Consider the following 13,115-nt stretch of genomic DNA (forward strand, 5'->3'; position numbering starts at 1 on the left):
CGGCCGCGCGTACGTGCGGTGCGTCCCGGTCCGGATCGGCGTAGACGGCTACGCTCGCGATTCCGGCATCCCGGCAGGCCCGTGCGACACGGACAGCGATCTCGCCACGGTTGGCGATGAGCACCTTGTGCACGATGGCTCCCTCCTTGCTGTGTTTTCCCCGCTCGCACCCGAGCCGGGTTTACTCGGCAGGTCATCGTGCCGAAGAGTTCGCTGAAACATGCTGAGTTTAGGGACTGCCGACACCGTGTTGCGACCTGTCCCCATGGGTGAGCTTCCCCACACACGGTGTGACACGGGCGTCGGCGATGCTGTGAATCCCCTTGTCACACCACGGTACGGAGGGTCCCCGGAACCCACAGTAGCCCCGCCCTGTGGGTGACGTCTCTGTCGGTCGGGACCGCTGCGGCTCGCGATTCTTTGTGGAGTCCCTACGAAGGGCCGGGTGATTCTTTGCCGCCGGTTCCGATCACTCCGCCCCCCTTGTCCCGGCGAGTACCCGTTAGTAGCCTGCGCGTGTCGCACGTACTTGCGGTAACAGCGGTAACGGGCGGCATCCGGCGGAGATCTGACTGAGTGCCCACGGGGTACTCACTGGGGGGTGGGCTCATGGCGCGCAGGCCGGTGGCCTTGGTGGCTGCGATCGTCCTCGTCCTCGAGGCGTTCGGGATCGCCTTCGTGAACCTGATACTCGGCAAGGTGGCCGACAACCAGAACATGTCCCTGGCGGGCCTGCGGCCGAGCGCGATAAGCACCGGCTCCTGGATAGCCGGGGGTCTCTTCGGTGTCTATCTGCTGCTCTGCGCGTTCTTCCCGCTGCGCGCCGGGATCACGGACCACGGGCCGGGCCGCTTCGGCCGGATCCTGCTGATCACCTGCGCGGTGGTGCACGGCGTACTCGGCGCGCTCACCCTGGGCCTGGTCGGCTGGCCCGCCTTCGCCGCGATGATCGTGGTGCTCGGACTGATCGTCCTGACCCTGGTGGCGTACGACGGGGACCACCCGGAGCCCGTGGTGGCCGAAGGCACCCCAGCGGCCGTCTGATGCCCCTGCGCGAGGTGCCGGGCTCCAGTGCCGCGGCACTAGGGTCGGCCGGGTGAAGATCCCCCGCCTGCTCGACGGCCGGCTGAAGTTCCGTCATCTGGTCCTCGTCGACGCGCTCTCCCGCCGGGGCAGTGTGGTCGGCGCCGCCGCCGAACTCCATGTGACACAGCCCGCGGCCACCCGCAGCCTGCACGAGCTGGAGGACATCCTCGGTGTGCCGCTCTTCGAGCGCGGCCCCCGCGGTGTCACCGCGACCGTCTTCGGTGAGGCGTTCACCACCCACGCCCGCACCGTGCTGGCCGAGTTGACGCAGGCGGGCCGCCATGTGGTCGAGCTGGCCGATGCCGACCGCGGCACGGTGATCGTCGGCACGCATCTCGCCGGGTCGAACGTGCTGCTCCCGCGCGCCATCGCCACCGTCAAGAAGGTGCGCCCCCAGCTCACCGTGGTCGTCCGGGAGGCGTCGCCGGAGGCGCTGCTCCTCGAACTGGAGGCCGGGCGCGTCGACTTCATCGTGGGGCGGCTGACCGTGGCGTCCGACGAGCACACCGTGCGCCGCAAGCTGTACGACGAGTCGGTCGAGCTGGTCGTCAGGGCCTCGCACGCGCTCGCCGGGCAGCGGGCGGTGGACCTCGCGGAGCTGGCGGACTACCCGTGGATCCTGCCGGGCGCGGAGACCGCGCTGCGCCGGGAGATCGAGGAGTTCTTCGCCCGGCACGGGATCGCCCTGCCGGTGAACCGGGTGGAGACCACGTCGTTCCTGACCGTGCGCCAGCTCCTCCTGGAGACCGATGTGGTGGCGGCGCTGCCCAGCCTCATCATCCGCGACGACCCCAGGATCGTCCGGCTCGACGTCCCGCTGGAGCCGATCGGCCACAGCGTCGGCCTGACGCTGCCCGCCGCCCGTACCCCCAGTCCCGCCGCGCGGGCGCTGATCCGGGGCCTGGAGGACGTCGCCGCCGGTATGGCCCCGCAGGGCGCCGGCGGCGACGGCTGAGAGCGGGCCGCCTTCAGCCGGCCACTCCCAGGAAGCGTTCCGCGTTGCCGTGGGTGATCAGCGCGCGGTCCGTACCGGTGAGGAATCCGCTCTTGCGGACGACGTCACCGACCGGGCGTTCGCCCAGCGGGTACGGGTAGTCGCTGCCCACCATCACCCGGTCGGCGCCGACCGTGTCGACCAGCAGCCGCAGGGCCCGGTCGTCGAAGACCACCGAGTCGACGTAGAACCGGCCGATGTAGTGCGACGGCGGGAACCGCGAGGTGCCGATGATGTCGTGGCGGCCGTGCCACGCGTTCTCCATCCGGCCCAGCCAGAAGGCGAACGACCCGCCGCCGTGCGCGAAGCAGATCTTCAGCCGGTCGTCGATCCGGTCGAAGACCCCGCCCAGGATCATCGCGAGGATCGACAGATGGGTCTCCGCGGGCATCGCGGTGAGCCACTGCGCCATCCAGCGGTCGAGCCGGGGCGAGCCCGCCATGTCCCAGGGGTGCACGAAGACCGGCACATCCAGCGACGCGCAGTGCTGGAAGAAGGTGACGACACCTTCGCTGTCCAGGTCGAGGTCACCGACGTGGTTGCCGATCTCCACACCCCGGTGGCCGTTGGCGATGCTGCGCTCCACCTCGCGGCAGGCCGCGTCGGTGTCCTGGAGCGGCACCTGGCAGAAGGGGATCAGCCGGTCCGGCGCCGGGGCGACGATCTCCAGGGCCAGATCGTTGAAGATCCGCGCGATCCTGGCGGCCTCGGCGCCGCTGCGGCCGTACTGGAAGAACGCCGGGGTGGGGGAGACCACCTGGGTCCGTACGCCGTCCTTGTCCATGTCGCGCAGCCGGGTCTCCGCGTCCCAGCAGTCCTGCTGGATCCGGCGGAACTCCCGGGTGCCCGTCATGATCATGGCTTCGGACTCGGACTCGATCCGCAGCCAGGGTGCGTCGGGTCCGGCGTCGGCCGTCAGATCGGGCCAGCCGCGCGGCACGTAGTGGGTGTGGATGTCGATCGTACGGTCGTCCACGGTCAGCCCTTCCCGGGGTGGAGGGCGCCGCACCGCGGGCAGCCGCGGGCTTTCTCGTCGTCGTAGAACCCGGCGAACACCGGCGGCAGATCGGCGACGATGTCCCGGACCTGGAGTTCGGTCTCATGGACGAGGGCCGCGCAGCCGGGGCAGTACCACTGGAAGCGCTCCAGGGTCCCTTCCTCGCGGACCCGCTCGATGACCAGCCCGATCGAGGCGGGGTCGGGCCGCTGCGGGGAGTGCGGGAGGTTACCGGGCAGCAGCCATGCCTCGCCCTCCTTGATGTGCACGGTCCGCGGGCCGTCCTCGGCCATGACGTTGACGTGCATATCGCCCTTGACCTGGTAGAACCACTCCTCGTACGGGTCGAGGTGGTAGTCGGTCCGCTCGTTGGGGCCGCCGACGATCTGGACGATGAAGTCCTCGCCGAGTGACATGGTCCTGTTGTTCACCGGGGGCTTGAGCAGGTGCTCGTGCTCGGTGATCCAGCCCTGGAAATCGATGACCGGGGGGATGGCGGTCATGAGAGCACCTCCGTGCTGTGTGAATCCGTGCCGTGTGAACCCGTGCTGTGTGAATCTGGGCCGTGTGAATCTGTTCCGTGCGGCAGATGGGCCACCGCCTGGATCTCTATCAGCAGATGCGGGTGCGGCAGCTGGTGTACGGCGACCGTCGTCCGGGTCGGCCCCTGCTCGTCGAAGTACTCGCCGTAGACCTCGTTGTAGCCGCCGAAGTCGTTCATGGAGACCAGATACGTGGTGAGCTGGGCGATGTCCGACAGCTCCGCGCCGACCTCGGCGAGGATGGCCCGGATGTTCTCGATCACGGCGCGGGTCTGCGCCCTGATGTCCAGCCGGGTGGTGCCCAGTTCGTCCGCCTCGGCGCCCACGAAGGTGTTGTCCGGCCTGCGCGAGCTGGTGCCCGACACATAGACGACACCGTCGACGACCTTCACGTGCGGGAACCTGCCGCGCGGCGTGGCCCGGCCCTTGATTACCTGTGCGCCGCTCATCGGACCCCCTTCAGTGACACCGAGCCGAGCCCGGCGACGTCGCAGGTGGTGACCCCTGCGGTCAGCGGGACAGCGGCTGTTGCCGCGCCCGCGAGCACGATGTGGCCGGCCCGCAGCGGGATGGAGCGGCGGCGGCACATGTCGAGCAGTGCGTGCAGCGCGTGCACCGGGTCGCCGAGAATGGCGGCCGTCGAGCCGGTCACCTCGGCCGTGGCGGTGCGCAGCCGGACCGCGCGGTTGGCCGCTTCGCCGACGGGGCGCCAGGGGCCGATCGCGTAGCCGGCGGCCGATGTGTTGTCCGCGACGACATCGCCGTAGGTGAACCGGAAGTCCCGGTAACGGGAGTCGATGATCTCGATCGCCGGTGCCATCGCGTCCACACAGGACTCGATGTCCGTCAGCGAGTCGTCCAGGCCGACGTCGCGGCAGAGCCGGTACGCGACCTCCGGCTCGGCCTTGGGGTGGATGAAGCGGTCAAGGGCCACGTCATCGCCGTCCACGATCCGCATCGCGTCGGTCAGCCTGCCGACGATCACGTCCGAGACGCCCATCTGGGCCATCTTGGCCTTGCTGGTGAAGCCCAGTTTCACCCCGGTGATGTGCTCGCCGCGCGCCTGCCTGCGGCCGACCAGCGCCGTCTGGACCGCGTACGCGTCGTCGATGCCGAAGGCGTGGGTGTCGGCGAGGCTCGGGGTGTCGGCCCGGGAGGTCTGCGCCGCGTCGAGCCGTGCGGCCAGGCCGTCCACGGTGGCCGCGTCGATGCGCTGCTCCGGGCCCGCGGTGGTCCCGGCGGCGGCCACCGGCCGCTCCTGCCCGCCGGTTTCCTCGGCCTTCTCGGCCTTCTCGGCCTTCTCGGCCTTCTGGGTCTTCTGGGGCGTCTTCTTCTTCGTGCCCGTGGCCGTCTCCGCGGTCTCCGCCGCCTCCTCGATGACGGCCTCGACCTCGCCGAGCCCGTCCAGGAGGAGCCGGAACCGGCCCGGCCCGCCGACCGGCACCATCGGGCCGAGCGCGCCGGACATGACGACGTCGCCCGCGCGCAACGGCCGCCCGCGTGCGACGAGTTCGCGCGCCAGCCAGGCGACCGCGACGGCCGGTGAGCCGAGACAGGCGTGACCGGCGCCGAACGCGACCGGCTCGCCGTCCCGCTGGAGCGTCATCCCGACCCGCGCGAGGTCGAGGCCGGCCGGCGAGTACGGGGTGGCGCCGAGGACGACCGCGCCGCTGGAGGCGTTGTCCGCCACCGTGTCCGCGAGGGACAGGTCCCAGCCGGCGATCCGGGAGTCCACGATCTCGATGGCGGGGAGCACGAACTCAGTGGCTCGCAGGACATCGGCGACGCCCGCGCCCGGCCGGTCGATGTCGCGGCCCAGCACGAAAACGATCTCGCCCTCGGCGCGCGGCTGGAGGAACCGGCCGAGCGGCAGGGGCTCGGTGTGGGCGTACATCATGTCGTCGAAGAGCACCCCGAAGTCCGGCTGGTCCACGCCGAACTGCTGCTGCACGACAGGGGCGGTGAGCCCGATCTTGGCGCCGACGACCCGCGCACCGGCCGCGCTCCTGGCTTCGGCGAGCCGCCGCTGCACCTCATAGGCGGCGTCCAGATCCGTACCACCGATGAACTCCCTGACGGGCGCGCACGGCGTACGAGTGGCGGCTGCTTCGGCGAGCCGCGCGACCGCGGAGCCGATCCGCGCGGAGGGTTCGGTGCCGATCCGGGCGGAGGGCGCAGTGCGGGCACCGGCGGGGGGCTCGGTGCCTGCCCCGGCGGGGGAGAGGTGATCGTTCACAGCTGTACGCACACATTCGTCGGCTCGGTGTAGAAGTGCATCGACGACGCGCCGCCCTCCCGGCCGATACCGGAGAGCCCGGTACCGCCGAAGGGGGAGCGCAGGTCACGCAGGAACCAGGTGTTGACCCAGGCCATGCCGGTGTCCATCGCCTGGGCCACCCGGTGGCCGCGGCGCAGGTCGTTGGTCCAGACGGAGGCCGCGAGGCCGTACTCGGTGTCGTTGGCGAGCGCGATGGCCTCCTCCTCGGTGTCGAAGGGGATCAGCGCGGCCACCGGGCCGAAGATCTCCTCGCGTACGGGGCGGTCCGCGTTGGTCAGCCCCGTCCAGAGCGTCGGCTCGATCCAGGAGCCGCCCGAGAGCTCCGGGCCCAGCTCCGGCACCCCGCCGCCGGTGAGGACCTTCGCCCCGGCCTGCTCGGCCAGGTCGAAGTAGCCCAGCACCTTGGCGCGGTGGGCCTGCGAGATCAGCGGCCCGGTGGTGGTCCGCTCGTCGCCCGGTGCGCCGAGGCGCAGGGCGCGGGCGCGCTCGGCCAGCCCGTCCGCGATGTCGGCGAACACCGAACGCTGGACGTACACCCGCTCCGTACAGAGGCAGACCTGCCCGGTGTTGGTGAAGACGGACCGGGCCAGTCCGGTGAGCGCCTCGTCGGTGTCGACGTCGTCGAAGACGATGGCGGCGTTCTTGCCGCCCAGTTCGAAGGAGACCGGGCGCACGCGGGGCGCGACGGTCTTCATCACCTGCGATCCGGTGGCGGACGAACCGGTGAAGGTCACTCCGTCGATCCCCGGATGGGAGGTCAGATACGCGCCGGCGGAGTCGGCGCCGAAGCCGTGGACCACGTTGTACACCCCGGCGGGCAGACCGGCTTCGGCCAGTACATCGGCCAGCAGTGCCGCGGTGGCGGGTGTCTCCTCGCTGGGCTTGACGACCACCGCGTTGCCGCAGGCGAGCGCCGGGGCGACCTTCCAGGTCAGCAGCAGGAGCGGCAGGTTCCACGGCACGATGACCGCGACGACGCCGAGCGGCTTGCGCACCGCGTAGTTGAGGGCCTGCCGGCCGCCGGGGAGATCGGTGAGGAAGGACTCCTGGCCCGCTGCGGCGGCCACATCCGCGAAGCTGCGGAAGTTCGACACGGCCCGTGCGACGTCCAGCGACCGTGCCTGGGTCACCGGCTTTCCGGTGTCGGCGACCTCGGCCGCCACGAACTCGTCGAAGCGCGCCTCGATCCGGTCGGCGGCCCGCCGCAGCAGCGCGGTCCGCTCCGCGACCGGCGTGCTCGCCCAGCCGTCGTGGAGGGCCCGCCTGGCTCCCCGTACGGCCCGGTCGACCAGCGATCTGTCCGCCTCGTGCACCCGCGCGAACATCCGGCCGGTCGCCGGGTCCACCTTGTCGAAGCCATGGACCGTGCCCTGGGGGCCCTCCGGGTCCACGTACCGTCCGTCCACGAAGTTGCGGATCCACCGCCCTGCCTCTGCCGCATCCGCCGTATCTGCCGTCATGCGTCCCACTGTGATCCGCCCAGCCATGCCGGACAAATGCACTTCCTGTGTCAAGCCATAAGCAGATGGGTATACCTGGATGCGCTATACCCGGACGGCTATGGGCGGCCCCGGTTCCGGTATTGGTGTGTCATGGCGTACGGCGTCACGATCCACAAAGCGGCACCCGCGAAGCTCACCGACGCAGGAGGTACGAGATGACGCGCTCCGGTACGGGGCCGGCCAGGGCAGGGCTGTCGGACACCGGGCCGTCGGGCACCGGGCTGATCCGGTCGGGCCCCCTCCGCTATGCGACGGCGGAGCGCTTCGGGCGGCCGCGCGCCGTGCCGGCGGGGGACACCCGCCCGGCCGGCGGCGAGATCTGCCCCCAGCCGCCCTCGCGGCTCGACGCGGTGATGGGCCCGCCCCACGACAGCCGCCCCCAGGGCGAGGACTGCCTCCAGCTGACCGTCACCACCCCGGCCAGGGACGACGGGGCCCGCCCGGTGCTGGTCTGGTTCCACGGCGGCGGGTTCAGCAGTGGCTCCGGGCTCCTGGACTGGTACGACGGCGGTGCGCTCGCCGCCGAGGGCGATGTGGTGGTCGTCGGCGTCAACTACCGGCTGGGCGCGCTCGGTTACCTCTGCCTCGACGGTGTCAGCGAGGGGAACCTCGGCCTGTACGACCAGCTCGAAGCGCTCCGCTGGGTGCGGGAGCACATCGCCGGGTACGGCGGCGACCCCGGCAGCGTCACCGTCTTCGGCCAGTCGGCAGGCGGCATCTCGATCCGGCTGCTCATGGAGATGGACGAGGCCCGGGGGCTCTTCCACCGGGCGGTCCTGCAGAGCGCCCCGCTGGCACTCGCCGAACGCTCCCGTGAGGACGCCGAGGCGCTCGGGCGGATCTTCGCGGAACATCTCGCCGCACGGGGCGAGTCCCCGTGGACGGCGGGCCACGCTGCGCTGCTCGACGCGCAGCGGGAGACCGCGGTGGCCCATGGGCGCAGGTCGGGCAGCACCCTGGAGCCTCCCTTCGGCCCGGTCGCCGGTGTGCTCGGCCGGGACGGCGCGGCCTTCGGCGGGAACGTCCGCGGCCTCGACGTCCTGTACGGCTGGAACGCCGACGACATGACCGCCTTCCCCGGCGAGCAGGGCGACCCGGCGGAGCTGACCGCGCTGACGTACGCGGCCCCGCTCGCAGAGCTGGGCGGCCGGCTCGTACGGGCCGGGGCACGCGTGCACTCGTACCGTCTCGACTGGCGCCCGGCGGGCTCGGCCCTCGGTGCGACGCACTGCGTGGAGCTGCCGCTGCTGCTGGGCGGCCGGGACGCCTGGCAGGGTGCGCCGATGCTGGGCGACACCCCCTGGGAGGAGGTCGCCGCGCTCGGCGCCGCGCTGCGCGCCACCTGGCTCGGCTTCGCACGGACCGGGGTCCCCGGAGCGGCGCCGGAGCCGCTGCACTGCGCCGAGGGGCCGGTTCCGGTTCCCTGAGGGGCGTTTCCCCCGAGGGCGATCGGTGCGCTGGTACGGCGGGCTGTCGCTCAGACCCAGAGGTCCGTGACCGACACGTCAAGTCCGGCCAGCAGCCTGCGCAGCAGCGGCAGGGAGAGGCCGATGACATTGCCGTGGTCGCCCTCGATGGAGTCGATGAACGGCGCCGAACGGCCGTCGAGGGTGAAGGCCCCAGCGACATGGAGCGGCTCGCCGCTCGCCACGTACGCGGCGACCTCGGCGTCCGTCGGTTCGCCGAAGCGGACCGTGGTGGAGGCGGTGGCCGACACACTGCGCCCCGTCGCGGTGTCGATGACGCAGTGGCCGGTCTGCAGGACGCCCGCGCGGCCGCGCATGGACATCCAGCGCGCGGTGGCCTCTTCGGCGTCGGCGGGCTTGCCGAGCGCCTCGCCGTCCAGTTCGAGCACGGAGTCGCAGCCGATGACCAGGGCACCGGCCGCGGCGTCCCGGGCGGCCACCGACCGTGCCTTGGCCTCGGCCAGGACGAGGGCGAGTTCGGCGGGGGTGGGTGCGCTGATCGCGTCCTCGTCCACACCGCTGACGATCACCTCGGGGTCGAGTCCGGCGTTGCGGAGCAGTCCGAGGCGGGCGGGCGATGCGGAACCGAGAACGAGGCGGCGCTGAGCAGTCATGCGGACATCGTATGACCGCGCCGGTGAGGGCCGGGACGGCCGGAGCGGGCCCGGGTCCGCCGGGTCAGCGCAGGCCGGCCACCGCCATCACCAGAATCACCGCCGCGGCGAGGACGAGACCCGCACGGCGCAGCATCGCCTGTACGTCTCGCAGCTCCTTGGGAGGTCTGTCCTCCGGGTCGGACCACAGCATGTGTTCGATGGTGCGGCCGGAGAGGGGTCCGGCGCCTGAGTACGGGTACTCAGCTGCCCGGACGAGTCGGACTCCGCCCCGATTCCTCCCCCTTGGGGTGACGCATCGTCAGTTGGCCGGAAGCCGCCTTACGGTGCCGCGTCATGACCGGGATATAAAAATGGAATGAACTTTCCGAAAATGAGCCGACGCAGCGTTCTCGCAGGTCTGGGCAGTGTTCCGCTGGCGGCGGCAGCCGGGTTACCGGCCGCCGCCCGCGATCGGCCGGGCGGCCACAGGGAGCGGCCGGGCGAGCGGCGGACCACGGTGCTGCGCGGCGCCGACCTCGTCCTGACCATGGACCCCGGCATCGGCGAAGGCGTCCTGGGCACGATGGAGGGCGGCACCGACGTCCTGCTGCGCGACGGGAAGATCGCCGCCGTGGGGAAAGGGCTCGATGTGCCGCACGGCGCACGGGTCGTGGACGCCGCAGGCAAGCTGGTCCTGCCGGGCTTCGTCGACATCCACAACCACCTCTGGCAGTCGAGCATCCGCGGCGGCTGCTCCGACCAGGACGTGACCGGCTGGCTGGCGGCCTGCAACCGGACCGTCCTGCCGAAGATCGACGCCCAGGACATGTACGGCTTCGTCCATCTCGCGGCCCTGGACGCCCTGCAGACGGGTGTGACCACCGTCGTGGACTGGGTGCACCCGATCCCGTACGAAACCAGCGAGCGCTATGTGCGGGCCCTGCACGACTCGGGGCTGCGGTTCGTCTACGCGATGACGCAGAGCGGCGCCGACCGCCATCTGATCCCCGAGGTGAAGAAGGACTTCCTCGATCCGCTGCCGCTGGCCTCCGCCCAGGTCGCGGTGCACGCAGGCATGGACGAGATCAAGGACCTGCGGCTGCTGCACGAGGTCTCACGCGACCTCGGCCTGATGATCAACTCCCATGTGCTGGAGAACAGGAACGACCGCAAGGACGAGCAGATCCGCGCTCTGCGCGAGGTCGGCGCCTTCGGTCCCGAGCTGTTGATGAACCACGCGATCCACCTCACCGACGACGAGATCGCGCTGACCGGCGACCACGATGTGCGGGTGGCGCACTGCCCGCTCAGCAATATGCGGCTGGCCTCCGGCATCATGCCGCTGCCCGCGATGCACCGGCGCGGCATCCAGGCCGGACTCGGCCACGACGGCGGCACCAACGACACATCCGACATGTTCAACGTGATGAAGGCGGCCGTCGGGCTCCAGCGGGCACTCCACCAGGACGCCGGGATCCATCCGACCATCCCGGCCGTGCTGCGGGTCGCCACCCGGCTGGCCGATGCCGTGCGTCAGCCGCGCCGGGACGATCTGGAGGAGGTGGCCGCGCGGGCCGGGCTGAAGCTCGACGGGTCGGGCCGGGTGGCCTGCCCGTTCGGCTACGCGGACATGCGCAGCGCGGTGCGGGGGCTGCTGTCGACCGGGCTCTTCGACGCGGCGATACGGGCGACCGACCGGGACCAGGTGAAGAAGGAGGTCGCCGAGGCGCTCCACCCCCATCTGCGGCGGGACGGCACCGTGTGGATGCCGAACATCTTCCGTTACGTGGTCGCCCGGACGGCCTGAGCACGCGGGAAGCGGCCCGTACCCCTGATGTCCGAGGGGTACGGGCCGCTCCGGTGTCCATGACAGGCGAGAACGGGCCGCCAGGTCAGCCCATGAACTTCTTGAACTCGTCGGGGAGCTCGAAGTTCTTGGCGTCCTCACCGGACGGCAGGCCCGGGACACCGCCCTGCTCGCGGCGGGCGGCCGCGGCCTGCTCCTCCGCCTTGCGCTTCATCGGGTTACCGCTCTTGCGCTTGCCCTTGGCCTGCTTCTGCTGCTTCTTCTGCCGGCCGGCGCCGCCGCCCGTGCCCGGCATCCCGGGCATCCCCGGCATGCCGCCGCCCTGGGCCATCCGCGACATCATCTTGCGTGCCTCGAAGAACCGCTCCACCAGGCTCTTCACGGCGGAGACCTCGACGCCCGAGCCCTTGGCCACCCGGGCCCGGCGCGAGCCGTTGATGATCGTCGGGTCCTGCCGCTCGGCCGGGGTCATCGACTTGATGATCGCGGCGGTGCGGTCCACGTCCCGCTCGTCGATGTTGTTGATCTGGTCCTTCATCTGCCCCATGCCGGGCAGCATGCCGAGCAGCTTGGAGATGCTGCCCATCTTCCTGACCTGCTCCATCTGAGCCAGGAAGTCGTCGAGCGTGAAGTCCTTGCCCTTGCTGCTGGCCAGCTTGGAGGCCATCTGCTCGGCCTCGGCCTGGCTGAAGGTCTGCTCGGCCTTCTCGATCAGGCTGAGCATGTCGCCCATGCCGAGGATCCGGGACGCCATGCGGTCCGGGTGGAAGGTGTCGAACTCGTCCAGCTTCTCGCCGTTGGAGGCGAACATGATCTGCCGGCCGGTGACATGGGCGATCGAGAGGGCCGCGCCACCACGGGCGTCGCCGTCGAGCTTGGAGAGCACCACTCCGTCGAAGCCCACGCCGTCGCGGAACGCCTCCGCGGTGTTGACCGCGTCCTGGCCGATCATCGCGTCGACCACGAAGAGGACCTCGTCGGGGCTGACGGCGTCGCGGATGTCCGCGGCCTGCTGCATCAGCTCCTGGTCGATGCCGAGCCGGCCGGCGGTGTCGACCACGACGACGTCGTACTGCTTGGACTTGGCGAACTCGATCGAGTCCTGGGCGACCTTGACCGGGTCACCGACGCCGTTGCCCGGCTCGGGGGCGTACACGGCGACACCCGCGCGCTCGGCGACGACGCTCAGCTGGTTGACGGCGTTGGGGCGCTGGAGGTCGCAGGCCACGAGCAGCGGGGTGTGGCCCTGGCCCTTGAGCCAGAGACCGAGCTTTCCGGCGAGGGTCGTCTTGCCCGCGCCCTGGAGGCCCGCGAGCATGATCACGGTCGGCGGCTGCTTGGCGAAGCGCAGACGGCGGGTCTCGCCGCCGAGGATGCCGATGAGCTCCTCGTTGACGATCTTGATGACCTGCTGCGCCGGGTTCAGCGCCTGGGAGACCTCGGCGCCGGCCGCGCGCTCCTTGATCTGCTTGATGAAGGCACGGACGACGGGCAGCGCGACGTCGGCCTCGAGCAGAGCGATGCGGATTTCGCGCGCGGTGGCATCGATGTCCGCCTCGCTGAGGCGCCCTTTGCCCCGGAGGTTCTTGAAAGTCGCGGCAAGGCGGTCGGAGAGGGTATCGAACACGGCGGTCGCGGATCCTCGGGTCGGGGGCGGGGGGACGGTTGGACCCCAGGGTATCCGGACGTGGTGGGTCGGGTCTGCCCCTGCCCCCGACAGGGGCCCGGAGCGGGGCAGGATCCGGGCCGTCGGAGCGCGGGCCCTGACTGCGGACCCCGCCTGCGGGCCCGGCCACGAGCACGCCCGCGGCCACGCCCGGCGGTCACGCCCCGCGGCCACCCCCACG

Annotated in this window: 13 protein-coding genes; 4 read left to right on the forward strand and 9 right to left on the reverse strand. The window is 71.2% G+C overall.

Annotated elements, in window-relative coordinates; genetic code table 11:
• Nucleotides 1-133 (reverse strand): biotin carboxylase N-terminal domain-containing protein (locus G3I19_RS28030; RefSeq protein ID WP_164266510.1); only part of this gene is annotated, 133 nt, incomplete at its 3' end.
• Nucleotides 134-609: 476 nt separating this feature from the next.
• Between G3I19_RS28030 and G3I19_RS28035 the strand changes: the two genes are divergently transcribed.
• Nucleotides 610-1,044 (forward strand): hypothetical protein, encoded by a 435-nt coding sequence (locus G3I19_RS28035; protein WP_164266511.1) that lies wholly within the window; start codon nucleotides 610-612, stop codon nucleotides 1,042-1,044.
• A gap of 52 nt (nucleotides 1,045-1,096) precedes the next feature.
• A complete protein-coding gene (locus tag G3I19_RS28040) occupies nucleotides 1,097-2,041 on the forward strand; it encodes a LysR substrate-binding domain-containing protein (RefSeq protein ID WP_164266512.1) in 945 nt (314 codons plus the stop codon).
• Nucleotides 2,042-2,054: 13 nt separating this feature from the next.
• On the opposite strand, the gene G3I19_RS28045 is transcribed toward G3I19_RS28040, so the two are convergent.
• From G3I19_RS28045 to G3I19_RS28070, 5 genes are read right to left on the reverse strand one after another with little or no spacing between them, the layout of a single operon-like run.
• Complete coding sequence (locus G3I19_RS28045; protein WP_343235232.1) at nucleotides 2,055-3,056, reverse strand: amidohydrolase family protein; 1,002 nt, start codon at nucleotides 3,054-3,056, stop codon at nucleotides 2,055-2,057.
• 2 nt (nucleotides 3,057-3,058) lie between these two features.
• On the reverse strand, nucleotides 3,059-3,580 hold the full coding sequence (locus G3I19_RS28050; protein ID WP_164266513.1) for a 3-hydroxyanthranilate 3,4-dioxygenase: 522 nt from the start codon (nucleotides 3,578-3,580) through the stop codon (nucleotides 3,059-3,061).
• Nucleotides 3,577-4,068, reverse strand: a complete 492-nt coding sequence (locus tag G3I19_RS28055) for a RidA family protein (protein WP_164266514.1) — start codon at nucleotides 4,066-4,068, stop codon at nucleotides 3,577-3,579. The genes G3I19_RS28050 and G3I19_RS28055 overlap by 4 nt, the downstream gene beginning before the upstream one ends.
• The gene (locus G3I19_RS37750) at nucleotides 4,065-5,855 is read right to left on the reverse strand and encodes a fumarylacetoacetate hydrolase family protein (protein ID WP_343235233.1); all 1,791 of its coding nucleotides are present in this window, start codon (nucleotides 5,853-5,855) and stop codon (nucleotides 4,065-4,067) included. The genes G3I19_RS28055 and G3I19_RS37750 overlap by 4 nt, the downstream gene beginning before the upstream one ends.
• Complete coding sequence (locus tag G3I19_RS28070) at nucleotides 5,852-7,357, reverse strand: 2-hydroxymuconic semialdehyde dehydrogenase (protein ID WP_164266515.1); 1,506 nt, start codon at nucleotides 7,355-7,357, stop codon at nucleotides 5,852-5,854. Before G3I19_RS28070 ends, G3I19_RS37750 begins: the two co-directional genes overlap by 4 nt.
• A 197-nt stretch (nucleotides 7,358-7,554) precedes the next feature.
• Here G3I19_RS28070 and G3I19_RS28075 point away from each other — a divergent pair, with 197 nt between their 5' ends.
• The gene (locus G3I19_RS28075; RefSeq protein WP_164266516.1) at nucleotides 7,555-8,826 is read left to right on the forward strand and encodes a carboxylesterase family protein; all 1,272 of its coding nucleotides are present in this window, start codon (nucleotides 7,555-7,557) and stop codon (nucleotides 8,824-8,826) included.
• 50 nt (nucleotides 8,827-8,876) lie between these two features.
• On the opposite strand, the gene G3I19_RS28080 is transcribed toward G3I19_RS28075, so the two are convergent.
• Nucleotides 8,877-9,479 carry a nucleoside triphosphate pyrophosphatase gene (locus G3I19_RS28080; protein ID WP_164266517.1) on the reverse strand — a complete coding sequence of 201 codons (603 nt, stop codon included), beginning with the start codon at nucleotides 9,477-9,479 and terminating at the stop codon, nucleotides 8,877-8,879.
• Nucleotides 9,480-9,543: 64 nt separating this feature from the next.
• A complete protein-coding gene (locus G3I19_RS38155) occupies nucleotides 9,544-9,672 on the reverse strand; it encodes a hypothetical protein (protein ID WP_275402786.1) in 129 nt (42 codons plus the stop codon).
• 372 nt (nucleotides 9,673-10,044) lie between these two features.
• Here G3I19_RS38155 and G3I19_RS28085 point away from each other — a divergent pair, with 372 nt between their 5' ends.
• Complete coding sequence (locus G3I19_RS28085; protein ID WP_164266521.1) at nucleotides 10,045-11,268, forward strand: amidohydrolase family protein; 1,224 nt, start codon at nucleotides 10,045-10,047, stop codon at nucleotides 11,266-11,268.
• Nucleotides 11,269-11,353: 85 nt separating this feature from the next.
• On the opposite strand, the gene ffh is transcribed toward G3I19_RS28085, so the two are convergent.
• On the reverse strand, nucleotides 11,354-12,895 hold the full coding sequence (gene ffh, locus G3I19_RS28090; protein WP_164266518.1) for a signal recognition particle protein: 1,542 nt from the start codon (nucleotides 12,893-12,895) through the stop codon (nucleotides 11,354-11,356).
• Nucleotides 12,896-13,115: the final 220 nt, after the last annotated feature.

The organism is Streptomyces sp. SID10853 (assembly GCF_010548145.1).
Classification (GTDB): domain Bacteria; phylum Actinomycetota; class Actinomycetes; order Streptomycetales; family Streptomycetaceae; genus Streptomyces.

Bases quoted from the DNA above. Each gene is read 5' to 3' on its own strand.
- G3I19_RS28050 (WP_164266513.1), bottom strand. From the start codon at position 3,580: ATGACCGCCATCCCCCCGGTCATCGATTTCCAGGGCTGGATCACCGAG.
- G3I19_RS28035 (WP_164266511.1), top strand. From the start codon at position 610: ATGGCGCGCAGGCCGGTGGCCTTGGTGGCTGCGATCGTCCTCGTCCTC.
- G3I19_RS28055 (WP_164266514.1), bottom strand. From the start codon at position 4,068: ATGAGCGGCGCACAGGTAATCAAGGGCCGGGCCACGCCGCGCGGCAGG.
- G3I19_RS28070 (WP_164266515.1), bottom strand. From the start codon at position 7,357: ATGACGGCAGATACGGCGGATGCGGCAGAGGCAGGGCGGTGGATCCGC.
- G3I19_RS28080 (WP_164266517.1), bottom strand. From the start codon at position 9,479: ATGACTGCTCAGCGCCGCCTCGTTCTCGGTTCCGCATCGCCCGCCCGC.
- G3I19_RS28085 (WP_164266521.1), top strand. From the start codon at position 10,045: ATGGAGGGCGGCACCGACGTCCTGCTGCGCGACGGGAAGATCGCCGCC.
- G3I19_RS28075 (WP_164266516.1), top strand. From the start codon at position 7,555: ATGACGCGCTCCGGTACGGGGCCGGCCAGGGCAGGGCTGTCGGACACC.
- G3I19_RS38155 (WP_275402786.1), bottom strand. From the start codon at position 9,672: ATGCTGTGGTCCGACCCGGAGGACAGACCTCCCAAGGAGCTGCGAGAC.